The sequence below is a fragment of the Butyrivibrio proteoclasticus B316 genome (genome assembly GCF_000145035.1).
GTDB lineage: Bacteria > Bacillota > Clostridia > Lachnospirales > Lachnospiraceae > Butyrivibrio > Butyrivibrio proteoclasticus.
This window is the reverse complement of the sequence record NC_014390.1, coordinates 26380-51503: the sequence shown is the minus strand read 5'-3', so window position 1 is coordinate 51503 and position 25124 is coordinate 26380. Positions and strand designations below refer to the sequence as shown.

Annotated in this window: 21 protein-coding genes; 1 reads left to right on the top strand and 20 read right to left on the bottom strand. The window is 39.6% G+C overall.

Going from position 1 to position 25124, the window contains the following annotated elements; translation table 11 throughout:
• Window positions 1–20 precede the first annotated feature (20 nt).
• From BPR_RS18610 to BPR_RS18530, 17 genes are all read right to left on the bottom strand, one after another.
• Window positions 21–1973, bottom strand: a complete 1953-nt coding sequence (locus BPR_RS18610) for a hypothetical protein (protein WP_013283056.1) — start codon at window positions 1971–1973, stop codon at window positions 21–23.
• Between the two features lie 11 nt (window positions 1974–1984).
• A complete protein-coding gene (locus BPR_RS18605) occupies window positions 1985–3646 on the bottom strand; it encodes a hypothetical protein (RefSeq protein WP_013283055.1) in 1662 nt (553 codons plus the stop codon).
• 140 nt (window positions 3647–3786) lie between these two features.
• Window positions 3787–4629: a hypothetical protein gene (locus BPR_RS18600; protein WP_013283054.1), complete on the bottom strand. Its 843-nt coding sequence runs from the start codon at window positions 4627–4629 to the stop codon at window positions 3787–3789.
• A 192-nt stretch (window positions 4630–4821) separates the two neighbouring features.
• On the bottom strand, window positions 4822–5016 hold the full coding sequence (locus BPR_RS21410; protein WP_042258727.1) for a hypothetical protein: 195 nt from the start codon (window positions 5014–5016) through the stop codon (window positions 4822–4824).
• A gap of 234 nt (window positions 5017–5250) precedes the next feature.
• Complete coding sequence (locus BPR_RS18590) at window positions 5251–6351, bottom strand: hypothetical protein (protein ID WP_013283052.1); 1101 nt, start codon at window positions 6349–6351, stop codon at window positions 5251–5253.
• An 8-nt stretch (window positions 6352–6359) separates the two neighbouring features.
• Entirely contained in the window at window positions 6360–6887 is a 528-nt protein-coding gene (locus tag BPR_RS18585) for a hypothetical protein (RefSeq protein WP_013283051.1), read from the bottom strand.
• 21 nt (window positions 6888–6908) lie between these two features.
• Entirely contained in the window at window positions 6909–7325 is a 417-nt protein-coding gene (locus BPR_RS18580; protein ID WP_013283050.1) for a hypothetical protein, read from the bottom strand.
• 59 nt (window positions 7326–7384) lie between these two features.
• Window positions 7385–7825, bottom strand: coding sequence for a hypothetical protein (locus BPR_RS18575; protein ID WP_013283049.1), 441 nt, complete (start codon window positions 7823–7825; stop codon window positions 7385–7387).
• Window positions 7826–7891: 66 nt separating this feature from the next.
• Window positions 7892–9889, bottom strand: coding sequence for a hypothetical protein (locus tag BPR_RS18570; protein ID WP_013283048.1), 1998 nt, complete (start codon window positions 9887–9889; stop codon window positions 7892–7894).
• A gap of 14 nt (window positions 9890–9903) precedes the next feature.
• Entirely contained in the window at window positions 9904–11757 is a 1854-nt protein-coding gene (locus BPR_RS18565) for a P-loop NTPase family protein (RefSeq protein WP_013283047.1), read from the bottom strand.
• 1 nt (window position 11758) lies between these two features.
• Window positions 11759–12934, bottom strand: coding sequence for a hypothetical protein (locus BPR_RS18560; RefSeq protein ID WP_013283046.1), 1176 nt, complete (start codon window positions 12932–12934; stop codon window positions 11759–11761).
• Window positions 12935–12944: 10 nt separating this feature from the next.
• Entirely contained in the window at window positions 12945–13583 is a 639-nt protein-coding gene (locus BPR_RS18555) for a hypothetical protein (protein ID WP_013283045.1), read from the bottom strand.
• Window positions 13584–13593: 10 nt separating this feature from the next.
• The gene (locus BPR_RS20205; protein ID WP_013283044.1) at window positions 13594–14538 is read right to left on the bottom strand and encodes an SAF domain-containing protein; all 945 of its coding nucleotides are present in this window, start codon (window positions 14536–14538) and stop codon (window positions 13594–13596) included.
• Window positions 14539–14602: 64 nt separating this feature from the next.
• Complete coding sequence (locus BPR_RS18545; RefSeq protein WP_013283043.1) at window positions 14603–15871, bottom strand: S1 RNA-binding domain-containing protein; 1269 nt, start codon at window positions 15869–15871, stop codon at window positions 14603–14605.
• Window positions 15872–15897: 26 nt separating this feature from the next.
• On the bottom strand, window positions 15898–16473 hold the full coding sequence (locus BPR_RS18540) for a cell wall hydrolase (protein ID WP_013283042.1): 576 nt from the start codon (window positions 16471–16473) through the stop codon (window positions 15898–15900).
• A 40-nt stretch (window positions 16474–16513) separates the two neighbouring features.
• Complete coding sequence (locus BPR_RS18535; RefSeq protein WP_013283041.1) at window positions 16514–17674, bottom strand: NlpC/P60 family protein; 1161 nt, start codon at window positions 17672–17674, stop codon at window positions 16514–16516.
• A gap of 291 nt (window positions 17675–17965) precedes the next feature.
• Window positions 17966–20197: a hypothetical protein gene (locus BPR_RS18530; protein ID WP_013283040.1), complete on the bottom strand. Its 2232-nt coding sequence runs from the start codon at window positions 20195–20197 to the stop codon at window positions 17966–17968.
• A 226-nt stretch (window positions 20198–20423) separates the two neighbouring features.
• Here BPR_RS18530 and BPR_RS18525 point away from each other — a divergent pair, with 226 nt between their 5' ends.
• On the top strand, window positions 20424–20804 hold the full coding sequence (locus tag BPR_RS18525; protein WP_013283039.1) for a hypothetical protein: 381 nt from the start codon (window positions 20424–20426) through the stop codon (window positions 20802–20804).
• A 52-nt stretch (window positions 20805–20856) separates the two neighbouring features.
• On the opposite strand, the gene BPR_RS20200 is transcribed toward BPR_RS18525, so the two are convergent.
• The 3 genes from BPR_RS20200 to BPR_RS18510 form a co-directional block, all read right to left on the bottom strand.
• Window positions 20857–23073, bottom strand: a complete 2217-nt coding sequence (locus BPR_RS20200) for a P-loop ATPase, Sll1717 family (RefSeq protein WP_013283038.1) — start codon at window positions 23071–23073, stop codon at window positions 20857–20859.
• A 582-nt stretch (window positions 23074–23655) separates the two neighbouring features.
• A complete protein-coding gene (locus tag BPR_RS18515) occupies window positions 23656–24570 on the bottom strand; it encodes an alpha/beta hydrolase (RefSeq protein ID WP_013283037.1) in 915 nt (304 codons plus the stop codon).
• Complete coding sequence (locus BPR_RS18510) at window positions 24570–24944, bottom strand: hypothetical protein (protein WP_013283036.1); 375 nt, start codon at window positions 24942–24944, stop codon at window positions 24570–24572. Before BPR_RS18510 ends, BPR_RS18515 begins: the two co-directional genes overlap by 1 nt.
• Window positions 24945–25124 lie beyond the last annotated feature (180 nt).

Genomic DNA, 25124 nt, shown 5'->3' with positions numbered 1-25124 from the left:
AAGCCCATATCCTTTTTTGTTTAGTTGACACCAAAGATTCCTGGTGAATACTTATCCTTAACGGATTTTTCTAGGTCGATAACTACTACATCACCTTCTTCAAAGTCAGGTATCGGTGTTGGATCTCCTGAAAGAGGCATTGTATTAAAGCCTTCAATCTCCCACATATCTCCACCGAAAGCACCGCCTAGATACCTAAGATGAGCTTTTCCATCCTTATATGTTCTTATGTTGAAATTAACAATAAGATATCCGCTCTTTTCAAATACAGGATCATCTTCTTTGATTCCAAGTCCACCATTTGCTGAGGCCATGTATGTTTCCATATCAAAGCCCGGGTGCTTGTTCAGATCAACGATGAACAGATCGGATGGAACATAGAACTGACCATACCATGTCTGCATGGATGTCCTGAATCTATCTGTGTCTTCTGCAAGCCATCCTGTATCTACGGTTCCGTCATTATCAAGGTCACTGTATCTTAATACGCTCTCAAATTCTGTTGCAGTATCCTTGGTATTCCAGCTAAGCTGTTCCCATTCACCAGAGTATAGTCTGAGGTTCTTATTTAGGATGATATGGCTAAGGCAGTATGATCTTGTACTTCTTCCAAGTACTTTCTCAGAAGTAAGCTGATTTGCTCCAGTAAGGCTGTAGTCTGAGTTATACTGCTCTGCTGTGAAGTTGCTCCAATCACCAAAGTGATACTTTCTTGCAGATCCACCGCTTTCAGTATCAGTCATCTCCTTGGTGTAATATGCTCCCTCCTGCATCTTTGTTCCGATCTTTGTATTCAGCCAGTTGGATGTGATGGTATCTCTTGATGTTCCATATTCGATATAGGAACCACTTCCATCAGAGTTGTTATAAAAGACCTTTATATGGTCACTGTCTACCTTATTTCCGCTGTTATCTACATATGTAAATGTTGGGATGATATCAACCTTATCGTTCTCATTCCAAAGATTTGCTATAGTCTTAACTTCAAAGCTGAAGGTCTGTCCCTTCCATAAAGCACCCTGCTTTTTAAACTGAGGAGATTTGCCGTCCGTTAAGGTTATAGTGTTTTTCTCCGGCCATGTGCTTTCTACACTGCCATCAAGAAGATATCTTTGGTTATCCTCTCCGAACCTGTTCTTGGTACCAGTCTTCTTTTCATTCTTGGACATTACGAATGAAAGTTCATTACTTCCAAGTACTGATTCCCCAGCATACAAAGAACCGTTGTCCGTTCCTGTGATAGTAAAGTCATATATCCATCCGGAAAGCTGTATAGGAATCTCATATGTAGCTACATATTTAGCTCCGTCATCAGCTATAACAAGGTTAAACCAAAGATTTCCTTTTTCTTCCTCTTCTGAGTAATGTTCTGCAAGGTCACCATCAACGTTTATGGCTTCAACCTTATAAAAGATGCTGCCTTCGTTACCAACTTCTCCCATTTCTCTTGCATATGAAGGGATATAAATAGGAGTGTCGATCCAGTGGTTATCTACAGTATCATGCCAGTCAGCTGGCTTTTTAATCTTGATCCAATTGGTGTAATTATCTGCCTGAAGCTCGTAATATACCCCATCGTAAAGAACTTCAAACGGAAACTTCATCCACTTATTCTGTGTGTATTTATCGTACTTACTAGGATTCTCACCGGATTCATCATATCCAAGGATCTCTCTATGTTTCATGGAATCCCAGTGCATGATGTATTCCGTATCAAGTCTTAGCTGATACCACGGTGTTGGGTTCTCACTTATAAGCTCTGTTCTGCCCTTTCCTTTATCTGGAATCGCATGCCCTTCACCGTCTGTAATAACTACTGGGGATATAACAGGTGTATGAACAAACAAGGGCTCATATACTTCATATCCATCTATGACATGTGCCGGATCAAGTCCAAGACAATTTACTGGAACTATCGTTGTAGCTAGTACCGCCATGGAAGCGGCAAAAGCTATTATCTTTTTAAATCTCATCTTCCGCCTCCTTAATCCGCACTAAACTGTATTGCTGTTTTTGAGTATGTAGCAAGTCGCTGATAATAGACTTTCATAGATGTTTCATAATATCCGTTATCAACTGTTGGCGGTATCTGAACAGATACGCTTCCTGTTACATCTGCTGGATCATATGCATGAAGCGGTTTCGTACCAGTTTGCTGCAAATAATCATGTACCCATGCTGCTGAATTTGTACACAGCTTATATGTGGTTGGTACAGGATTTTGTTCATCGACAAAATTACATCCAGTCACTGTCTCATTACTCATAAAAGTGTGACCGTCAATAACCAACTTATCGTTTCTTGTTCTTGTGTTTGCAGAGATAATCTTCCTTATAGCATCTATATCATTTTTTTTCTGAGCGTCTAAATCTGGTTTTTGAGATACAAGACCTAGATCAACAGAATTCTTATATGTGAATGTACCAAGGCTTACATGATCGCTTGTTGTTGCTTTCCAAAGAGGCTCTTCTGTGATCAATGGCCCATGAGTAGCTACATCTTTATAGTCCTTGGTCCCTATGCAAGTTATTGGTACTTCGTGCGTATCATCATAATAAATATGGTCACCATCATAAGCACCATTTGCTATGTCTGCATTAGTAAAATCATATATATGTGTATCAGACAAATACTGGAATGCCACATATGCTGTTCCAATATCAAGATTTACTGTCTCGGAATAAGTATCTATGTCATATTCCCACCAGGGAGTTTCGTTAATTCCATCATTATCAGTATCTATATATGTCCAATAGCCACTATCAATCTTCCATCTATATGTAATTGGATGCGTATAGTGCTTACTTACTATCCTTGCATAGACATTTGTATTTCCATACCAGCTGTCAGCAAGAAAAGTATTTGTAATATACTCACTTGAAGGAATACCTTTTGATAGATCGAACTCCGAAGAAAAATTGCTCATAGCAAATGCAGGCTGGTTTGCATCGATATTTGCATACTTATCCATTGTGTAATCATATGCCACAAACTCATCATCTTCATTGTCTTGTTGTATTTCAATCGTCCCATTACCTATAAGTAGATATCTATTAAAGTGCGAAAGAAGACCGTTATTTACATTAAATATCTGACTCATGCTATATCCGTCTTCCGTAACACCAACTTGCAGGTTTCCATCTGATCCACCATACCCGGGAACATTCAAAAAAGGACCATCTGCCTTTCCTGTCGTGTCATCATAAGCCATCATTATACAATCGATTTTTATATACACAGCAGGGCCTGTTCCATCAACCGCTTTTTGTATTTCCTCGGCCCATGCTGGGTCTTCAATTGCAGCTTGGCTAATTATGTCTTCTAGCTTTATTAACCACGTATTATAATATGTATTTCTTTCCTCATCTAAATCTTCTTTAACATTTGCCAATTGCCAATCAAAATGGTTTTTATCACTATGTATTTCCTGTTTTCCAGGATAAGCACATCTTGTTATTGTTACTCCTTTTGTTTGATAGTGTATCGGAGTTGTTCGCCTCTTATCGACAGTTACAAATGTCACGTTATTATATTCATCTAAGTGTACATCCCATGCATAAACCTTTACCGGAATTGCTAATAATAAGACAAAAGACAAAAAAAGAAGTCCACATACAGTACAGATCCTTTTAGTAATTGAGTGCATGATATTCTCCTTGTACTATTACATTTAGATATACTATAACACTTTCTAATAGTTCATTCAAGAATTGCACAACAAAAAACCCATAATTCTTGCGCGAATTACGGGTTTGTCTATTATATTCAGTTCACAGTGAACCACTATTATGCACTTTTTGCAAGTTTACTTTTGGCGTTCTTCTTTTTCATTACTGTCAGGCTAATGCCAACTATTACAAAAATGGCAATTACAGATATCAGGATATATAAATATGCTACTGGAAATCTGCTAGGCATCGCTTCTGTACTGAGCACCTCTTCACAACGTGTACATCTTGTCACCTTTTCTCCTGGAGTAAACCATCCAGCCTCTTTAGTCACTATTGGCGTTCCAGCTTCGTGACCAGTAGCTGCAATCTCCTCTGTATAGCTATCACCACACATTGAGCATGTATAAGTTATCTCACCAGACTCTAAACATGTCGCATCTTTGGTTACAGATTCTTCATATTTATGGTCAATAATTGGTATTTCTTCAGTATAAGAATCACCACATACTTTACAGGTATATGTAAGCACCCCAGCCTCTGTACAGGTAGCTTCTTTAGTAGTTTCAGATACATAGTCATGTTTTCCTGTTGCTGGAATCACTGTTTTGTAGGAATCACCACATTTAGAACATTTACTTATCATTTCACCATCTTCAGCACATGTTGCTTCTTTAGTAATGGATTCAACGTAGTCATGTTCACATGATTTGGCCTGCTTCACTGTTTCTTGATTAGATGTATCCTGAGAGTTATCTGTTTGCCCTGATCCACTTCCAAAATGGCCCAAAGTATACCCTGCATCTTCACATTCTTTTCGAAGCTTTTCAATCAATTGCGATTCTTCTTTAGAAGAATAAAACGTGCCTTCAGTACATTGCACATGAACTGTGCTTGCCATAAACATCCCTATCATTGATGCAGTTAGAAGGCATCTTTTTAATAACATATACTTTTTCATGCGTGTTATTCCCCATAACAATACTTTATATATATCTTTTTATTATATTAAATATAGTGCAGGACTGTATAATTGTCAATTTTTCTGCCATGTATCGCCCCAAAATGCCCATATATCCTGCAAGTATCAATTTTATATTATTATCTGCATCTTAGCAATCCGCATATTTTCGAGCAAAAAAATAGAAGGAACTCATTTATCGGATCCCTTCTTGCCAGTTGTTATAGTTTTCTTACTGTTTTTACTCTTCATAAACAGATCATATGCCAGGTAGAGTAGTGGAAACGCTGCACATAAAAATACGGGCTTTCCACTTGTTAATGCCACATATACCCACGCTGCTCCACCAACTAAAACTACAAATGCTTCTAACTTTTTGTTTTTCATACAATCTCTTTCTCCTTCTATAAGGAAAAGCTCCTTACATGATTGATAATAATACAGATGCGGCGTAGGATATAGGCAAATAACAGCAAAATATGGTTTATTATTCCTACCAAATTGAAAAAAAACAGGTCTGACAAAAATCATCCGCTTTATGTTACAGCTTGATAGTAAGAAAATAGCCAATTTCGCAGACTTTATTGCGAAACTGGCTATATACTAATTGTATTCAGATTACTAATTCCATTCATATACGCAGTTATGAGGAGTTGCGCCTCTCTTTGCACACTCTGTCTGGGTATTATAGACGGTTTCAATTTCATGACCATTAAACATATACTGTACATAGGTTGTTGTCACGGTCTTTGTAACGCCCTCTGACTCATAACTTGTTGTCACGGTATTTGTTACCTGTGATACGTCAGGATCTGACTCTATACAGTGATACTCATCACCATCAATAAAGTAGTGGTAATTTCTTACCAGCTCACCACCGCCAAGAGCATAGATATTTAGATATCTGTTGTCAGCCTTTGCTGCATACCCCTGCAAAAATGAGATGATCGTAGGGTTCTTTAAAAGTCTTGCCCAGTCCTCTCCTGCTATCTCTGGCATTTCAAATGTATACTGGTTTTCATAGTTATCACCTATAACGTTATGTCTGTTGATGTAATATTCACAGGCTTTGTTTATCTCTCGCACTATGAGCTCGTTCTTGTTGGCATTAAATGTATCATCATCCATCAAAAAGCACAGATTTGAAACCTCTGCGCCTCCAGGACGTTTTTCTGTGAGTGTTTTGTAAACATCCTTCCTGTTTCCTGAAAAGATGGTTCCATCGAGGGAATACACTTCAACATAGTCGCTAAGGTAATATCTAAGAAGAACTCCGCCATAGTTCTTTGTCCATGTATTTAGAGTGGTGAGGCCATTCCTCTTGTCAGTTTCTGAAGGGATCTCTACCATTCCCGATGTATCAAAAACAACGTTGTGACTTATATAATATCCGTCAACATCTACCATGCACACTACAGGAGTGTACAGGGCCATCTCATCTACCCTACCCTGATTGTCCCAGTTAAATGAATAAACAAGTGAGTTGTAAAAGACTGTCAGCGTATCATTTAAGTCGTCCTCGTCGTTCCATACATGACCGTATTTCTCGACGTTGTCGGTATTCATGGTCTGGGCTGCATCATAGGAAGCTGCGGTAAGTTTGTTTGAATACTCTATGTTCTGGGTATTTACCTTTTTGGTTATGTCCACATTTGCAAATGAAACAATACCAAAGCAAAGGATTATCCCAATGAAGATCAAAATATAATCACTAAACTTCATTATGCCTCCTACTGCCTGTTGTTACCTACATATCCGCCATAGGATGTGAACAGTGTTATGTCAGAGCTTTTGGTCTGGAATACCCTTGAAAGTCTTGTGCCGAGTGTAGGAGAAATATTCTTTACTTCCACGGAAATGTAATCACCATTCTTCATCCTGTAGTCCTGATCAGGGCCTGATGACGGGTACATGACTGAAAGGATCTCTTCTTTTGTATAGTCTACTCTGTAGGTTGCAACCTCATGATAGCCGGTTGCCGGGTCTACCACTTCTGTAGGCACTGTGTATGCTGATGAATGGGTAATCTTTATCTCGCAAAGAAGATGTGCAGTGTCTATGTCGTAGCAGAGCTTCTCATAGGCCTGAGGAGTGATCTTTCCTGCAACCTTCGCATTGTCTACGAACTCAACAACTGCATTGTCTATATAGCTTTGTCTGATAGTATCCTGTTTCTGGGCAATCAGCATGATAGGGACAATAAACATCAGTATGCATCCCAAAAATGCTGCAAATACTTTTCCTAAGACGTCACCCATAAATAGCTCCTTAATCTATAGTCAGCTGTGCGTGTACTCCACAGCCTTGATCTCGTTAGTTGAATAATACTCGTGTTTTATTACATAATCGTCGTCCATGCTTATCTTGGCTCTAAGATCCTGAAGGTAAGCTGGATTGTTTTCCCTAAGGTTAGTAAGATAGTCAGCATCAAGTACTGTACCATCCAGTGTTATTGTTATGTGGTCGCCCTGACTGATGATATCAGTGTAAACAGAGCTTCCTTTTACATATAAGACAGGTTCCGAATAACCTATCTGAGTGTCCATTGTTACAGAGGTCTTTGTATTCATGTCATCTATTTCTGTTTTGTTGAACATAGATAAAAGCCCCATATATGCAAAGAAAAATGCCAAAGCAGATGCAAAGACGATGGTCGCTACCACCATATGCATGTATTCTGATACTGTTTCGCCCATTCTGTTTTTCCTTTTTAGATGCCGGAGGCTTTAGCCTCCGGCAGTATGTTCCTAGGTTATTAGCTCTTTGTGAATTCGATACCTACGATTGCGTCTGTATTGACTGCTCTGATAACTTTTCCTGTGAACTTTGAGTTAGGATTGATGTATGCTGCGTTTGTCTTATCTCTTGCATCTGCAAGGTCAGCACCAGCACCTGTAAGAGATGGACCAGAATAGATGTAATTAACCATACCTGATCCTGTGTTAACGCCTACATAGATCTGATCGTTCTGGTGAAGCTTGATTACGTTGACAACTTCTGAACCTGTTACAACTGCTGCATCATACTGTGTGTACTTTGCTTCATCCATCTGTGTGATGGTTGAGTTTGAATCTGTAAGAGCTGTGTTTCCTGACTCCTTAACGGATGACCACTGCATGAATACAAATCCGATCACCAGACATGAAAGTACTACTGCGAAAACTGTTCTTAATCCTTCTGATAAACTTCCGCCCATTTTAAAACTCCTTTTTCTTTGATTTTTTATTATATGTATCAAGAGGCCCTGCTCTTTATACCTTAGTTACATACCGATACTCTTCATCATCTCCATTGAATAGAGCGCAAATGGCACGATCATGTATATGATCAGTGTCAGGATAAGTGGTATGAATGCCACGATCTTTCCGACTTCCGCCTTCTGTGTTGAAATGATCTCGTTATCGGTCTTTCTCTTTTCCTTGTAGTATTCTCTGTCAGTCTCGATCTCAGAGAACGCTGTAAGGATATCTTCTTCCTCGACCATAAGAAGGTTATCTACGAATCTCCTAAATGGTGGGAATGTTTCCTGGTTCTTCATCTTCTGAAGAGCCTTGCTTGTGGAATACTCAAGGTTGATGATGCATTCCTGGATTGACTGCCTGAAGCAGAATGAGAATCTTTCAAGCCAGTCAAGGACTGTATCAACAAGCATTCCATCCACATGCATCAGGATAAGGACAATCGTCTGATACTGGATTACCTCATCTTCCATGTCCATCTTCACGATACGAAGCTTGTACTGCAGAATCAGATATGGAAGGTAATAACCCGCCAGATATCCAAGGATATTGATAAGTAAAAACCACCATCTGTAATAGACGTCCCTGTACTTTGCTATCCTCGTAAATACCTCAGAAGTTACCTGCTCAGAAAACTTTGGGGAGATGCCTTTTTTCTCTATCTGCGCCTGCACCATCTGTCTGTTCTCAGGTGTATCCGGAAGATTCCTTGAGCTTAATGTGTACTCAACTGCCGCTTCCCTCATGGCCTCTCTGTATTCTTCATCAGGTACGATCGAGGATTCAAAGGTTGTCTTAAAGTCATTTAAAAGGTTATATTTGGTTCTCCATTCAGCAGTGAAGATAACAAGGTTTATAAGAAGTACTGCAAGAAGTCCAAATAAAACTCTCTTAACAAGAAATCCTTTTACGCCGATCCTGTCGCCGACCATCTTAAGGCCATCATCGATCCTAAGGTGCTTTGTATAGTGCCTGTTGATCTCCAAAGTAACAAACTTGTTTATATAAGGAACAGTAAGGAGCCATCCTATTATCTTGTGCTCTCTCTCATCATCAACATGACCGTCCTTAAGGTTTGCTATAAGCTGGTATACGATAACGGTTATTACAAAGATACCGGCCATTACTGTTGTTCCGGCAGGTCCTGCATAGAACCTGGTCATTTCAGGGATGTTTGATATTCCCCATGCTTCAATTGCCTTTAAGAAAAACAGTGGAAGAAGTGTAAGTGTTATAAGTCCTGAGAAAAGGAACGCATTCCTTCTTCTCTTTATAAGCTCTACATTTATCTCTTCCTTTAAGTAGTTGATGTTTGTAAGGAAAAGGGACTGTCCGTCATCAAGTGTCTTGTCACCATATTCCTTGATGGTTGCGCATATGGCCACCATAGTAAGGATGAACTTATTTGGCGCTATATCTGTGTACTTGTCTACTTCATGCTCAACATTTGTAGCTGTTAGCATCTTGTAGATCTTGGTTGCGTGAAGGCCCATCTCATAAGGAGTCTCATCCAAGGTGTCATAGATGGCATCTTCAACGTTGCCTGCTACAGAGTAGTGATGTCTTATGTTTGTGATAAAGTCTCCAAGCTGATTTAAGAGCTTCTTATCAAGGCTTTCCTGGGCTGCTGTGATGAAATAGGTAAAAATGAAGTAAGACATAAAACAGCCCATGCATATATAGAACCAGTCACCACCCGATATTGAGATGACAAATACGATAAGAAGAAGTGCTGCTCCAACGCACTTAGCTGTTGTGAGCGTAGCCTTTCTTTTAATTGACATCTCATCCGCAGGATAGTTGATCTCAAGGAAGGTCTTTATCTTTGCATAGTATCTTTTGAGCACAGGAGTCTGTGAAAAGAACCTGTATAACCAGTAGATTCCCTTAAGGCTCCTCTTCGTACTTTTTATAGGAGACAGTGATCTCTTTTTTCTTATGTTGATCGTCAGTAAGATGTAGAGTACCGCGCACACAGCAATCGCTATGAGCATTACCCGCATCATCATATTAGAAGACATTGATTATTCTCCTGTCATGCATACTTTTTAAGCTCATTAAACTCGGCTTCAAACAGTGCTCTCTGTTCATCTGATTTAAGATTTGCCCTGATCTTCTGCATGGTTGCTTCTGTAGGCATGCTCTTAAATACATATCTGCCATTTTCAAATACAACAAGGTCTCTTGATGTATATACTTCTCTGTCAGTCTTTCTTCTAAAGCTCTCAAGTGTATCAAGCTTTAATTTCTCTTCCAGAGGAAGGTCCTTATTCTCAGGAAGTTCTGAAGGATATCTTGTATCCTCGATAGGAATGATCTCTGTAATTCTGCTACAGAATCTGTGACCTCCAACTGATTCCATATGGAAATCGATGTTGAGCGCTCTGGCAACCATCTCCTCAGCCGCTCTTTCTGACTGGAATCCGGCACCTGAATGTGCATCAAGAAGGTTATTTCTCATAGAGATGATAAGATCACGAAGTGTCTTACCATGGTGAGTTCCGATCGTAGCCTTATTACCTACCTGAGCTGTCTGAACCAGCCATGATGCTCCTTCTGCGGTCGCAACTTCGGCAAATACGAAGTATGAACCGTTCATCTTCTTTTCAAGGTCAAGTCCTTCCTGTGCTGTAAAGTTATCTGTCTCCTGCAAGGTTGAGATGTTTCTGTCAGGGTAAGCCTGACGAAGGTTTGATTCGAAGGCGAGCTCCTGGATCCTTATATTTTCAGACTTTGGAACAAATCTGATAAATGACTTTAAGGTAGTTGTCTTACCTGCAGCCTGCATACCGGAGATGATGATGTTCAGATAACCCTTTATGAAATACTTCATGAATGTAATAGGTACAATGCTGTTCTCATCTGCAAGGAGTTTTCCTGGAACAAGAGATCCTACAGAGTCAAACTTACGAACAAAGAACTCCCATGAATCTGATGCCGGTGGTCTTGCTACAACCACACGGGAGTTATCCATCATGGTAGATACTACCTTAGGATTTCTTCTTGAAAGTGCGTATGGTGCATTGTGCTTATATACGTTTGAACAGATTCTTACAAGTTCGTCCTGTGATTCAAGGCTTAAAAACTTAAGCTTAAGATCAATACCATGAACCTTTATCCAGACGCACTCATATGAATAAGGTGCATCTTCTGCCTGCTGGGAATATCCTGTAAATGGTATTCCTGATGTACCACCGTCAACTTCATCGATAGCGTTATCAAAGAGGATGTCGGCTGCTCCAAATCCCTTGTACTCAGAGAATACTCTCTGGGAAATGATCTCAAGCTTATCCTCATAGTCGATGCTCTCGATTGTAACGATGAAGTCCTTATAGGCTTCTTCAATCTCTTCATTTGTTACTTCGTAGAGATAATCACCATCTTCATCAACCTTTGGCTTTAACCACTCATAGTCCTCGATGAGCTGTATAAGACCATCCTTTTTGTATTCCTTCATGTAGAAATAAAGCATGATCTCAAACTTATCTCTTGGAGTAAGTCTTATAGGATTATCAAAGGCAATGACGTTATTTACAGTATCTTCTGTGACGTTGATAGCCTTGCCTCGGATGATATCCTTGATGAAGTTCTTGATATACTTCTTTGCTATGGGGTTTCCATAAGCAGATTCCTTAAGGGAGATACGGAGCTCCTGCTTTGCTGATTCTCTTGCTTCAAGCTCTTTTCTTGTAAGGTTCTGCTCCTTAAGGTTAACCTTCAAGGCACTGGAGAACTCTTCTGCTACCTGTGCAGTGATGTGCTTTATGGTGTATGGATTTTCAAAGTCCAGCTGCTCTTCTGATTTTGATAACTTGGTGAAGTACCAGAACAAAAACGCTATAAGCGCAAGTCCGATCACCAGGATAAGAATAAAATTCAGCGTCTGCATCTTAAGCGTCCTTTCTAAGGCGGTTAAACTCTTTATCAGAATTCTCTACCTTGTTCTCCTTTATCTTCTTGCCTTTAAGACCGAAAGCCTTTGTATTTTTTGCTTTCTTTTCTTCTCTTAATCTTTTTGCCTCTTCCCTCTTAAGGCGCTTTTCTTCCTTCTTCTTTTCAGCCTGGAGCTTTTTAAGCTTCTTAGGATCAAGAGGTTCTACTTCTTTCTCTGGCTCCTCGGGGAATTCTTCCTTAACATTTACATGTGCTAAGGTCTTTGATGGCTTTAAAAACTTCTTTTCAGTAACTTCTATCTTGGCATTACCGCCTGTAAGCTTTACTGGCTCTTCGATTCGCCTTTCGATTGTCTTTTTGCTGAAACGGAACTCATCCTCATCAGATTCTTCATCATCAATAAGGGCTCTTACGAGCTTATCCATCTCTGTTACAAGATGATATGAATAATCGCTCTTTTCCGGCTCTGTATTAGAGAGGATGTACTGGATCATGTTCTCGTTTGTGTAGTAATCCTTAAAGTCAACGTTATATGGCATCACAAAGACTTTCTTTACTCCAAAGAGCTTTGCCATGTGATGTGCTGAGAACTGGCTCTTGTAGTCGTAGTTGGTTACAAGAAGGTAGTTCTTTGAAGTAGAAGGAGCTGTGATCTCCTCTTTCTTTCCCTGAGTGATACATGTAACTGTCTTATCAACATAAGGAAGGACTGCTTCTACAACCTTAGCGGCCTTTCCATCAGCAAGAACAAAGATGTTGTCATAGATCTTTTTAGCTGAGTTGATGATCGTTCCAACTGACTCAGGCTCCTGGACTATCTCTCTTGCAACGTCCGCTTCTACTTTCTTTGAAACCTTTAAGATATCAAGAAGATTCTCACTTGAGATAGCTGGTACAACCGCATTTGCAAAGTGGCTTGTTGTAAAGGCCTTTACTCCTGCCCTTCTTGTAAGGGAGTCCATACCTGTATCTTCAAAGATGTATTTCATGTCATCGATTGACTGCTCGCTTACTCTCTTACCGATAAGATAGCTTTCTACCGGGTACTTGGTTGTAAGCTGAAGTACTAATGTCTTCTTGAAATACTTTGTTGCAGCAAGGCCTGCTGTAAGCGCAAGTGCCTGTGGTGCGTAGTTTTTTGATACATCTGTACCTTTAAATAAGATAACCATTTGATCCACCTTATATGCGCCTTACGCGCTTTGCCTTTCTGTAGTATTTTTTAACTGTCTTCATGTCTTCCCCAGTAACAATGGAAAGCGCGGTCATTACCGCAAGCTGCATATCAACAGATGTATTCTTGATGCGCTGTCTTCCTGTATGTGAGAAGTTCATGTATGCGACTTCATCCTTTTCATCAAGCGGGATGTACCCAAGGACCTGGTCCTCATTTATCTCAAGCATCTTGATAACGTCTCTTTCAGTTACCTTGTTTGAAACCTTGTCTCTCATGATGAAATATGAACTGTCCAAAAGCTCCTTTGGAGCCTTCTGCATGTTGTGGATTCCGGATCTGCTGTAGTCATTTAAGATGAATGAAAACTCAGCGTCCTGGCTGTTCTCGTTAAGTCCCATGTAGTAAACAACATAGTCGAACTTACCGGCAAATCCCTCATCTACCTCTGCATCCCTGATGTAGACGATGTTTTCCTTTTCAACTGACTGTTCTTCATCCTTATACTGATGCACTGACTCGTAAAGGTCTTTTGAATAACTGTTATCTATGACAGCAACCTTAAAGCTGTTGCATGCAAGGGATTTCGCTACATAGTAGGGAAAATCACCTTTTTCTTTACCTCTTATTGCAATCGTCTTTGCCATATTTACCTCCTCAGTTGCCTGAAGTCTCTTCTGAAGAACTCTCTGTAGCAGCCTCTTCTGTTCCTTCTTCTGCAAGCTCTTCATTTTCTTCACTGTCTGCCGAGTACTGTACGCCGAGCTGTACACTTGTCTTTGCTGTATCTGCGATCTCATGGCCTTCCTGTACTGCCTTTAATGCATCCTCTGAAAGACCAAGAAGTCTCTGCTCAAGGCTGATTCTTGCCTCAAGGTTAAGAGTCTCTTTTGCGATGCTAAGGATGTTAGGATCTGAATTGATAAGGTCTATTACTTCAGGTCTTACAACATAGTTTGGTGTAGCCTCTGTCTGAAGGTTTGGCTCAACATATCTTGTTGTATAGATGTATGTTCCAGTTACTGTATATGCATCGATTGTTGCTGATGCCATTCGAAGAATCTCATCCTCATTTAAATATGAGTAAAATACGCAGTTATCAAGGATAAGGTTATGAACAGGCTTCTTTGTGAGTACTGTGTAATCCTCACCTGTTGGGAACATGATCCTGACATCAACGTAGTCGTACTCATCCTGGTCTGTCATAAGATTTGCTACTGCAATCTCATACTCTCTTGTGTCCTGCTGGATCTGAAGTGACGTGACCATGTCAGCCATGATAGGCTCAAGTGCCTTGATATCAAGGACTGCGATTCCACCAACTTCTGAATCAGAGAGGTAATACTCGGACTCAAGTCCTGTAAAGATTTCCTGCTTCATGATGTTCTCACCATCTACAAGTGTTTCTCCTGCGGAGATGTCATTCTTGGCAACATATACTACCAGCTTGTTGGCATCGATCTCATACTGCAGCTCATCGATCTGAGCCTTCTTTTCATCAAGTGTTTTCTTACCTACATAGATGATTGCGATACATCCGGCAAGAATGATGAGAACTGCCACAAGGATACTGATTATCAGCTTGAACTTATTTTTTCTCATTTCTTTTTTTGTCCCTTCTTTCGTAAATTTGCAGCCCTCCTTATATAGAAGAGCTGCTTTAATATCACTTTAAGCTTCCGTAGATGAACTTCTTTTCTTCATCCTTGGAATTAATCTTTACAATTACTGACTCACCCATGATTGGCATTCTTCTTCCGGATGATGGATGCTTACATACACAGTCCATCTTGTTATCAAGATTTACAAAGACGCCGCTTTCTGTGATTCCTGTAATAACACCTGCGTACAGGTCTCCAGGATTGAATTCTGAGAAGTATCTAAGTCTTGGGTTTGGCTTAGCCTGCTTGATAGAGCCGGTTGCCTTTACAAGTGTGTAATAGGAGTTTGCAACCTTTACTCTTTCTGTTGCTACTGAAAGGATCTTTACATTTACCCTTCCGCCTACCTTGTAGCACTCTGCTGTCTTGACACCATCAAAGTCTCTTGCATCTGCAACATAGAGCCAGCTGATCTCTTCGATAGGAATCCTTATCTCAGCTCCTGCAGCATCTACTGTAATGTACTCTCTTGCTACAGCGATGATCTTGGCCTGAACAAGTTCTCCAACCTGGATGTTAGGTCTTCTTCCATTTATTGATGTGTAGTTCTTTACACCTCTCATACCAAGAGCTGAAAGTCTGTCGCCGTAAACAGTACCTGTCTTTTCATCAACATATCTGACTACGAAATCGATCTCAGCACCAAGACGTCTCATCATGTTCTTTTGGATGTCCATGGCCATTGCCCTGTTCATTCTCTCGTAGTGGTAATAGTAAAGAACGTATGAAGGGATGTTCACGGTGAACTGTCCGGTCTTGAATCTTACTTTTGCCATGAAGTCAGGGATGTAATCAGGATCATCTTCATCCTTTGCTGAAGGGATCTCTGTAATAGAAGTTATCGTTCCCTTAAGGATCCTGTCCTCTGTTGCGGAAGCAACAAGCTCAAGCCACTCTTCTTTTCTGTGTGTGGCATCTGTCTCGACCATGGCCTCATCGCCATCTTCAACAAAGATGTGTTCAGATGCATATACATCCTTCTTTGCTTCCTCTGATGCCTTCTGCACAGCGTATGTGTTTCTCTGTACGTGGAGTCTTATGGCATCAGCTTCAGACATCTGATCGATCTTTCTTTTCTTTGGTCTTCCAGGTCCTCTCTTTACAGGTGCGCTTTCATTCAAAGTTCCCTGCTCCTTTTTTGCTTCTTCCTTAGGCTCTTCTTTTTCCTTTGCATCCTCCTTAGGAGCTGCAACTACAGCTTTAAGCTTTTTAGGAGGGTTGATGCCCTTTGTAAGCTCTTCAACTGAATCAGCCTGTAAATCTAGCTTTGCCATTTGCTTTTTCTCCTTTTTCTTTCCTTTTACAGTGAATAGAACACATAGCCGTTTATGGTAGTGAACCAGGGATAACTTTCCCAGGAATGTTCTTCCTCTTTTTCTTCCTCAGATACGGTCTCTTCATCCGTCTCTTCCTCAGAAGATTCATCTGTTTCTTCCATATCCCTTATGTCTAAGAAAAATACTGCTTTTTCATTTGCAAGGACTGAGAGCTTTCCGGAAAGGACCATTTTTGCGACATTTACTATCTCCTCTGGTGGTTCTATCTCGGCAAGTTCCGCTTTGCCTGCATTCTGGTAGATGACATCGTAGAGTGAATCAGGAAACATATCCGAAACAACTCTGTTTCTCATTACTTCGCCGATCGCGATCCAGCAATTCATGCCTTCGCCTCTGGCTCTTAGCGTAATGAGCTTTGCAAGCAGCATCTCTTCTTCTGAATTATAGTTATAAGTATAGTATAACGATTTTTGTGTGTCAATATTATTCGTTATATTATAACTATTTGCATAGTTGCCATAATTGACGTCCCCTTCTGCATAAGCTCTGATGATGGATTCATCAATTGTTTCTACTCCGTCAGATGGGCTGTAATACACGCTAAAGTTGCCATATCTTCCTACTGTTACTGTCTTCTTATCAGATGAACAGTGACACCACAGTCCATCTCCTATGTAGATTCCTGTATGGTTTGTTCCAAGCCTGTTCGTTACCCCGACGTCTCCCGGCTTTAGGTTTTTCCTTACTTACTCTTTTTAAGCTGCTTGATAGGATTGCCTTTGTTGAGTGGAGCTTACCGTATATGTCACTTGGAAAGCCTGATGTCATGTATGTCCACTGCACAAATCCCGAGCAGTCAAGGCCGTGCTGGAGTCCATTTTCTTCGTTATAGGACCACCACAAAGTGTCATATCCAGGGTGGGAAGCCTTTCCTCCCCATTCATAAGGAACTCTTCCTACAAGAGAAAGCGCTGTCTGGATGATGGTCTTTCTTATGCCCTCTGCCCCTTCTATATAGGAAGCATACTCAGCAAGTACTTCGCTTGATGCCATGGGGACTGTTGGAAGGTTTATGAACACGGTCTGTGCAATATTCTGGTTTGAAATGACGCGCCTTATCATGTCAGATCGCCTTTCATAGTCATCTTCAACCAGCTCTTTATCTATCCCCATTACCTCAAAGATGTCATCAGGGCTTATCACGTTGAGCGTTACATCAATATAGGAAACATCCTTTGTTTCCGGAGTTATTAGTTCCTTTTCCCCTGTTGTCTTGAAGTGTCCGTTTTGCTGCTGCTCATATACATCCACTTCTGTAGGCTCCAGGATGTACTGATCTCCAGCAAGGATGAACTCGTCAAGGATCTGATCCGACGCTAGGTATAGGGGAATCTTTGTCGGAACATACTCCTTGACTGACTGCTCTTTTACTTCGTATGTTAGGAAAGGAATCTCACAAAGTAGTAGTGCAGCCTTATTGTTCTCCTGTGCGTATTTCTTGCAGCTCATATAAGCTGAGAGATACCTGATATAATCTGCGTCCTTGTATGGACTTGGCTGATCATAGAACGAATCCATGGAAAGCGAATAGTCATAGCCTTTTTCCCTGACCAGCTCCTTTATTTCCTCCTCTGTCTTTTCATATCTGTCCTTAAAGACTTCCTTAAGGAGGTATACAACAGTTCCAACTGAATCTTTTAATCTACTTACTGCTACCGGCTGCGCGGCTTTAGCTTTTATGGGGCATGCCCCTACAGTCATTACCACAGCCATCAAAAATGCAATTATCCTTTTATGCATGTTTTTTCTCCTTGGTATTACTTTTAAATATAATATAACGTATTATAATATTAAGCAAGTGAGAAATTAAACTGTCATTTCCTTAGAAATACAGATAGAATCTGAGAATACGAGAACTGATTGGGAATAAAGGAGAAGAAAAACCATGAAGTTTATATTGACAAAAAGCACATATTTGTGATAATATAATATCAGGTTAAGTGATTTGTTTTTGCCCACTTTGTTGGGCCTCCTTTTTTACAGATAACATAAAAAATGCCACGGCCATGCCAGCCGTGGTATTTTTGTATCTTACTTTCTGAAACTAAAATCGTCTTTTTCTCTGCCCTTAACTGAATTTACCCAAATGGCAACTAAAACAGCTGCCGCACTTGCTGCTATGATAAGGATTACCAGACCCTTAAGACGCTTTTCATTTGTATTATCAAGTTTTTCTGTTGTCTGCATCTGAGGAGGACTTGAAAGAGCCGGGTCCTGCTCTCTTATTACTTCTATCTTTTCTGCTTCCGGAAGATCGGGGCTTACGCTGTTTCCAGCATTTGAAATAATCCTTCTCTCCTCTTTAACTACAACAGGCTCACTTGAAACGTCCTTAGAAGCAGTCTTTTTATTATCTTTCTTTTCAGTATCCTTCTTTGCTCCTAAAGTAGCGGATGAAGTCTTTTCTTCTTCCGCATATTTCTTATCTACAGAAGCGGTTGAAGTCTTGCTTGAGCTTTTTGTTGTTGCAGCTGAGCTCTTAGATGTGGTACTTGAAGTCTTAGTTGTTGTTCCAGAACTTTTAGCCGCTGTCTGAACCTTTCCGTTTTCCTTTGTATAATAGGACATCGTTCCGGATACTGTTGTTGTATTACCAGCATAGTCATATACAGTAAACTGGTATGTGCCATTTGAAGGAGCTTTATAGGTTGCATTGTCTGATGAAACCTTGTCTGATGAATTAGCTTTTATGACATAGTTACTTGCACTTGATGATGATACTGTGATCTTGGCAATACCTGATCCAGAGTCTGCAGCCTTAATTGTAAAGGAACCGCTCTTTGATACAACTTCCAGTGAAGGCTTTTCCTTATCTATGTTTGTTACAGTATATACCTGTGATGTATGAGTGTTTCCGTAGATATCCTTAACTGTGAACTGAACCGTCTCTTCATTTGCTGAAACAGTCTTTGTCCTGTTTGCTGAAAATGCAGCTCCGTTTATGGAATAAGGAGATACAGAAAGCTTCTCAATAATGGAATCAGGAAGTACAAGTGATACTGATACAGATCCATTGGTCCATGATGCAGGTGAAACCTTTATATAGTTATACAAGCTCTTTTCACTAAGCCCCTCTTCTTTTCCTGTATAAAGGCTTAAATATACATACTTCTTTAGGGAAGTAACAACACCGGCTTCGTTCTTAACTACAACAAAGTTATCACCTTCCTTAAGGTCAAAGAGCTTATCTGACTCCTGCCACTTGCCATCGTTTAATTTATACATAAGAGGCTGGTTGTCAGGATCTTTTGCCACAACATAAAGGTACGGCTTCTCATCTTCTTTGCCAAGGGATACTTCCGTGATGCTTGGAGAAGATGTGCTTATCTTTGAAACATTTATGTCCTTATAAGCTACATTGCCTGCCTTATCCCTTACAAACAAGGTATAGGTTCCATTGTCTGTAACCACATACTCAGTATCTTTGCTCCAGGTAATGCCCAAAAGGTCATCTGCTGAAGCACCCTCTACAACAAGAAGTTTTACCGCAGAAGAAAGCTTTTCATCTTTCTCAAAATAGTAAGCGTCATCTGGAAGACCGCTTTCTTCATCAGATGCCAAGGCTTCTACAGTCTTTTCAAAGGCAAACTTATCAGCCATGTCTCCTTTTATCTTTAAATACTTGATCGTTGGGGCTATCTCATCTCCAACACCTGTTATCACTGCTTCTACTTCTCTTTTAAAGACTGTATCAACGAGGCTGTATGTATTAGTTCCCTTTTTGACTCTTACCTTGTCTACTTCTTTTCCGTCTTCTACGAATTTAAGCGGTGCAAAGTTAGGATAAGGTGTCTTATCGATATAAAGGGTTATGTCTTTAGCGTAGAGATCCATGCCGCTACTTGCTTCCATATCCTTGATCATAAGCTCGGCATTCTCATAGTTATCCTTGCTTATTACATAAAGCCTTGCTACTTCTGCTTCTTCAAGTGAACCCTCTCTATCAACACACTTATAGTTCTCCATGTGATTTCTTGTAGTCGCTTTAATGAGCTTTAATCTTGCAGTTGTCCCTTCTGAGGTATCAATATGGGATTCATCCAGCACAACTTCAGCATCATTGCAGTACCAGGTCCTGCCGGTACTTTCTTTACTTATGGCTTTCTCTAATGAGATCTCAACGTCCTCTCCGTCAATGGTCGAAAAAATGACCTTGGGAGTATCTTCCGCTGCACTTACCTTCAATGGTCCAGCAAGTACCGGAATAAAAAGCGCTGACATGGCCACAGCTGATACAGCCTTAAGCATGCTATGCTTTTTCAAATCTATTTCCTCCTTGTTTTGTTTTTGGTTCACAGTGAACCATGCTTATATTTTAATATAATATATCTTTTATTATATTTTCACAAGTGGTAATAGTTTTGAAAAGTCTTTATTTTATCGGCCTTTAGGGGGATAATAAGATATTAGATGGGATTGAAAATTCTTTGCCTATAATTGACAAAATGCACATTTTTGTGTCAATATATAAAAAACAGGAGGAAAAACCATGGGAGATAAAAGATTTCTTTCAGGTAACAAGATAACTAAGAACGACATATGCAACTACATTCTTTCTGAATGTAACGATAACAATAGACAGAGTGGCCGCCAGAAAAAATACAGCGTTGCAAGCTATGACAGCGATTACAAGCGCTACATGGATCAGCCCACCTGTCCTGATGCTATAGATGATGAAGAGGATATCGAAGAGCTCTGCGAAATGCAGCAGCGTGAATGGGATGAGCAGGAAGATTACGAAAGAAAGCTACAGGACATCCACGACAGATACCCGGATTTTGATGCTGAAGAAGCTGCTTTTATGGGTGTTGATCCTGAGGAAGCAGAAAGGCAAGCCCTTGTTGATGACTATTTAAATAACTGGTACTAAGATTAAAGCCGCCCAAAATTGGGACGGCTTTTTCATGCTCTTATTTACTAGCCTACTTTTTGCCAAATGGTTTAATGGTTTTCTGCCCTGGCTGTACAGACTTCGGATTTACTTTTCTAAAGTCATATTCTTCTTTTTCTGTAATGAACGAGATCAGCTCACTATAATTATCGTTCTGTCCCTTCTCTAGATCTACAATCCATCGACATCCTATACGCCTTGGAGATATTTTTTCTGATCGTTCGTTTGTTAACGAATCAAAGCTAACAAAAATATATTTCAGCGGATGCTTTTCTAAATCGGCTGCAATCATCTGAAATTCCTTCCACACACCGCCAACTCCTTCATCAGCCTTTCTCTTATATTCTTCGGAAAGAACGATGATTACTTTGTCAAGCGACAGTCCATAAGTCATCATTTCATCTATATTGGGATATTTCCCTTTAAGTTTAACATCCATAGTTGCATCTATTCCCATTCCTAGAAGCATATCAACGAAACTGATTACATTCTCCTGGTGTTCAGGACTGTCATACGCATAGCTGACAAAAGCTGTTATTGGTTTTGGCATATTGAATTCCCCTTTCAATACATAATTTTTGATTGCTTCCTTCTTTTTTCTATCAACTAATGAAACCCTACCATTAGCCAACAAGTTTTCTTCTTTAATAGCAATTGGCGCACCCTTTACATACTGTTCAAACATTGAATAACAGTATTGTTTATAGTCTGGGTTCTGCATTTCACGGATCCACTTGTTTATATAAAACCTTTTTTCATCTTCTTCTGTCCATTCCAGTCCATCACCAACAAGAATACCCAGATCAAGCCTGTATTTATCCTTATGATTATGTAGACTCTTTATATATTCCCTTAATGCTGGATGTATTAAAAAATATTTTCCCTGAAGTCCATGTATAAAGTCTTCATATGGACTCTTAAATTTCTGTGTGATTGTTTCTTCTCCTGGCTGTTTTTCTACAACGCCTAAAAGCCCCATATTGTATAAATCGCAAAATGGATGCATATCAGAACGGCACATCTCACACTCACCCACACAGTTTACTTCATTAAACCTTTTGCAAATATCTTGCAAGTCATCATAAGTAAAAATATTAGAATAGATGAGTTTCAAAAAGTTATCAAAAAGCTCTTGTGTCCTAAGTGTTTTCAAAAGCATCCTTACCTCATCAAATAAACTAGGAATGATGCTGGTAGATGACACCTCTCTGACTGCTAGCTTTAATTGCTTTCTCTTTTCTTTGAGAGTATTATAACTATCTTTTTTCGTTGCTAGCTCTCCACATATCTGAACGAAATCACGCGGTCTTCCAATAGAATACCTGTACATAAATTCAAACACATTTTCATCTCTGTAAACGATAGTATTATAAAAAGTGTCTATTCCAAGAAATTCCTCTATAGTCGGAACTTTTTCATAATATTGTACTAAATGGTTAACAAGCGTTCTTAACTCAGCTGGCGAATAATTAATTTTTACTACTGATGATGAAATTGCACTTGAGTTTCTGGAACGATGCGAGGCATATGCTTCTTGCCTAATTGATAAATAGACTTTAGTGTGCGGATTTGTACGCATAATATTCCAAGCAGCCTCAAGCAGACCAACCTGAATTGAAGTCCATATCTCATCATGGGATAATTCCAACGCATTATCCAAACGGTCGAAAAAAATAACCATCCCTTGATGTAAATTTGCATATTTCTCTTTGACATAATTAGAGCAATCATTCACAATCTTCTGGATAGTCGATTCGCCCCTAGCTATAAGCTCATTAAAAATATAGTCAATAGATCTTTTTTTCGAGATTGCATCTGACAAAAACTCCTTATGCTTTTCTGCTCTTGACGGCAATTCGTCAATAAACTCTTTTTTATCTATGTCCGCGTGTGAAATCACACACAACTCAATAACAAACGTCCATAGTCTTGAACAAAACTCCCAATCCTTTAGGCTGTTAATGTGCTCTTTTGAAAGAGTCGTAGTTATATTTTCAACAAATGATAAATAAGGATGTCGATTTGGAATAAATAACTGTGATCTAGAATCATCACTTTCAAGTAAGAATCGCTTATATGACAACAAAAGTGTTTTTCCCATACCTTTTGCGGCGATAATAAAGCATTTGCTTGGATCATCTAAAAAAGAATTAACAATATCATTTCGATAAACAAATTTCCCCAGCTTATCAAAATCTACAATCCTACCAGCGTCTGTCTCCCATTTTCCAATACTTTTCGTACTCATGTAGCTATCCTCCCTTGCTGTATTATCATTTTGAGAAAAAGCAATAGATAATGCTTTATATCCCTTCTCTGTAAAAATGGATTACTACTGAAAACCAAAAAACATTTTGTATAGTCAAATTGTGCCCTGTAGTATACTAGCATATACTCGGTGTCTGCAAAACCGCATTAATACACATAAATAATCAGTATATTTCATCAAAATTTCCGATATTGTGCGGCTTTAAGAAATGCAGTAATCTATATCAGTGGGCTAAAATTCTTCAGAGCCACCGAGCAACGCGCATACTTGCCTCTTTCAATCTAGTCTATACACTTTTTTCAAACTGATATCATTATGTCATTCGCGAAAATATAATGGAGACAATGATGAATCGTTTGAGTTTATCAGCTTTATTTGAAGCAGTAGACCGAATGGAGTATTCAACAATACTCTTATTTCTTTATATTTACCACTTACGTTATAACTGTACTGATTCAAAAAAAGAAGGACCAGATTAAAATCTGGTCCGGACTGAAATATTAGATCATTTTTTGCAAGATAATATTCCGGTAGAACGTTCTATCGTATCGTTCTCCTTGCTTACCTCTTAATATATTCAATCATTCTCCTGTAGGCTGGCATTGCATCCTTAACAAGTGGTATGACAGCATAACAGTGATACATCCCAGGCTCAACCTCCATAGAAACATTAACACCGTATTGCTCTAGTCTTGCTTTGATAGAGTCAGCCGCAGCTGTAAACACTTCATCACCACCAAAAGTGAGATACACATCCTTTAATCCTGTATAATCTCCTAACTGCAATGACTCCATATAATCTGCAACCTTTTTACCGCCGGTCATTCCTTTCCATACAGAAAGTGTAGCCTTCTGACTCATTATTACATCCGTTTTGTCCAGTTCATCTGCCTTTTTCTTTTCATCATCTGTAATGAGCAGAGATCCCGAAGAACCGGCGTAAACCTTGCCTGGCATCGGCAAACCTTCGCCTTTATCATTGATGTATGAAATAAGTCCCAATGCCAGATTCGCTCCGCTGGAGCCTCCCAAGAAATATATATTTTCATGTGAATACGTCTTTAACATCTCTTTGTATAACGCATATATCATCTCGTATACATCTGTTAGGGTATTTCCCGTGTGAACGAGAGGATAATAAGGAAGCACAAAATCTACTTCGGTTTCCTTTGCAAGTTTAAGTACTTCCTTTGCCTGAGCAGGCTTTGGATAGTTCAGCATACCTCCGCCGATGAGATATATGCATGCCCTGTCATTTTTCTTTTTATCGCGATACCAAAGACATGTGGAACCAAGTATCTGCTCAGCCTTTATGTCAAACTGTTCATCGTGCATTTTGGGGATAACTACTCCCTTATATGCTTTTCTGAAAAGCTTCTGTGCCTTCTCAGGCGGAAGCTCCATAACTCTCTGCAATCTAACCAGCCTGCACAGTCCCAATAAAAACTTGTATTTAAAAGACCTTTGTATCTTCATTACAAATCATTCACCTCATCAAACTTATAAACAATCCCACTAGTGCAGCAGGTATCAGCGCAAATACAAGCCATAAGGCCAAAGGCAATTCCAAAGCCCTGCCAGAATGTGGTAGTTCCTGCAATCTTCGCGCATACTGTAAGAATCACAGTAAACATCAATACACCACAGGATTTTTCCACTATAACATTTTGGGATTTACCAGATACATCCACCTTATCATGGGTCTTGAAGTATTCCTCCTGAATATCAGATGGATAATTGTGGATGCATTCCGGACTGTACATTCTATCGCCATGATAAACAGCAAATAAAACCGTTGTAAAAATCGCAGCAAATACTATCGCTTCAATTACAAATACGTACCAAACCATAGCTTACGCACATGCCCTTCCAATGATTTTCTATCTTCATATTTTCATCATACTACTTTATGTTAGTTACCGCTAACTTTATTTCAAAAAGAATGCCCTGCACACGCAGAGCATCCGTCACCTTTATTTTCGAATAGAACCTTTATCCGCTCGCCATTGCAAGCATCTTTCTTATTTCAA

Coding starts and splice junctions, on each gene's coding strand:
- BPR_RS18610 (WP_013283056.1), bottom strand. CDS start 1,973: ATGAGATTTAAAAAGATAATAGCTTTTGCCGCTTCCATGGCGGTACTA.
- BPR_RS18605 (WP_013283055.1), bottom strand. CDS start 3,646: ATGCACTCAATTACTAAAAGGATCTGTACTGTATGTGGACTTCTTTTT.
- BPR_RS18600 (WP_013283054.1), bottom strand. CDS start 4,629: ATGAAAAAGTATATGTTATTAAAAAGATGCCTTCTAACTGCATCAATG.
- BPR_RS21410 (WP_042258727.1), bottom strand. CDS start 5,016: ATGAAAAACAAAAAGTTAGAAGCATTTGTAGTTTTAGTTGGTGGAGCA.
- BPR_RS18590 (WP_013283052.1), bottom strand. CDS start 6,351: ATGAAGTTTAGTGATTATATTTTGATCTTCATTGGGATAATCCTTTGC.
- BPR_RS18585 (WP_013283051.1), bottom strand. CDS start 6,887: ATGGGTGACGTCTTAGGAAAAGTATTTGCAGCATTTTTGGGATGCATA.
- BPR_RS18580 (WP_013283050.1), bottom strand. CDS start 7,325: ATGGGCGAAACAGTATCAGAATACATGCATATGGTGGTAGCGACCATC.
- BPR_RS18575 (WP_013283049.1), bottom strand. CDS start 7,825: ATGGGCGGAAGTTTATCAGAAGGATTAAGAACAGTTTTCGCAGTAGTA.
- BPR_RS18570 (WP_013283048.1), bottom strand. CDS start 9,889: ATGTCTTCTAATATGATGATGCGGGTAATGCTCATAGCGATTGCTGTG.
- BPR_RS18565 (WP_013283047.1), bottom strand. CDS start 11,757: ATGCAGACGCTGAATTTTATTCTTATCCTGGTGATCGGACTTGCGCTT.
- BPR_RS18560 (WP_013283046.1), bottom strand. CDS start 12,934: ATGGTTATCTTATTTAAAGGTACAGATGTATCAAAAAACTACGCACCA.
- BPR_RS18555 (WP_013283045.1), bottom strand. CDS start 13,583: ATGGCAAAGACGATTGCAATAAGAGGTAAAGAAAAAGGTGATTTTCCC.
- BPR_RS20205 (WP_013283044.1), bottom strand. CDS start 14,538: ATGAGAAAAAATAAGTTCAAGCTGATAATCAGTATCCTTGTGGCAGTT.
- BPR_RS18545 (WP_013283043.1), bottom strand. CDS start 15,871: ATGGCAAAGCTAGATTTACAGGCTGATTCAGTTGAAGAGCTTACAAAG.
- BPR_RS18535 (WP_013283041.1), bottom strand. CDS start 17,674: ATGCATAAAAGGATAATTGCATTTTTGATGGCTGTGGTAATGACTGTA.
- BPR_RS18525 (WP_013283039.1), top strand. CDS start 20,424: ATGGGAGATAAAAGATTTCTTTCAGGTAACAAGATAACTAAGAACGAC.
- BPR_RS20200 (WP_013283038.1), bottom strand. CDS start 23,073: ATGAGTACGAAAAGTATTGGAAAATGGGAGACAGACGCTGGTAGGATT.
- BPR_RS18515 (WP_013283037.1), bottom strand. CDS start 24,570: ATGAAGATACAAAGGTCTTTTAAATACAAGTTTTTATTGGGACTGTGC.
- BPR_RS18510 (WP_013283036.1), bottom strand. CDS start 24,944: ATGGTTTGGTACGTATTTGTAATTGAAGCGATAGTATTTGCTGCGATT.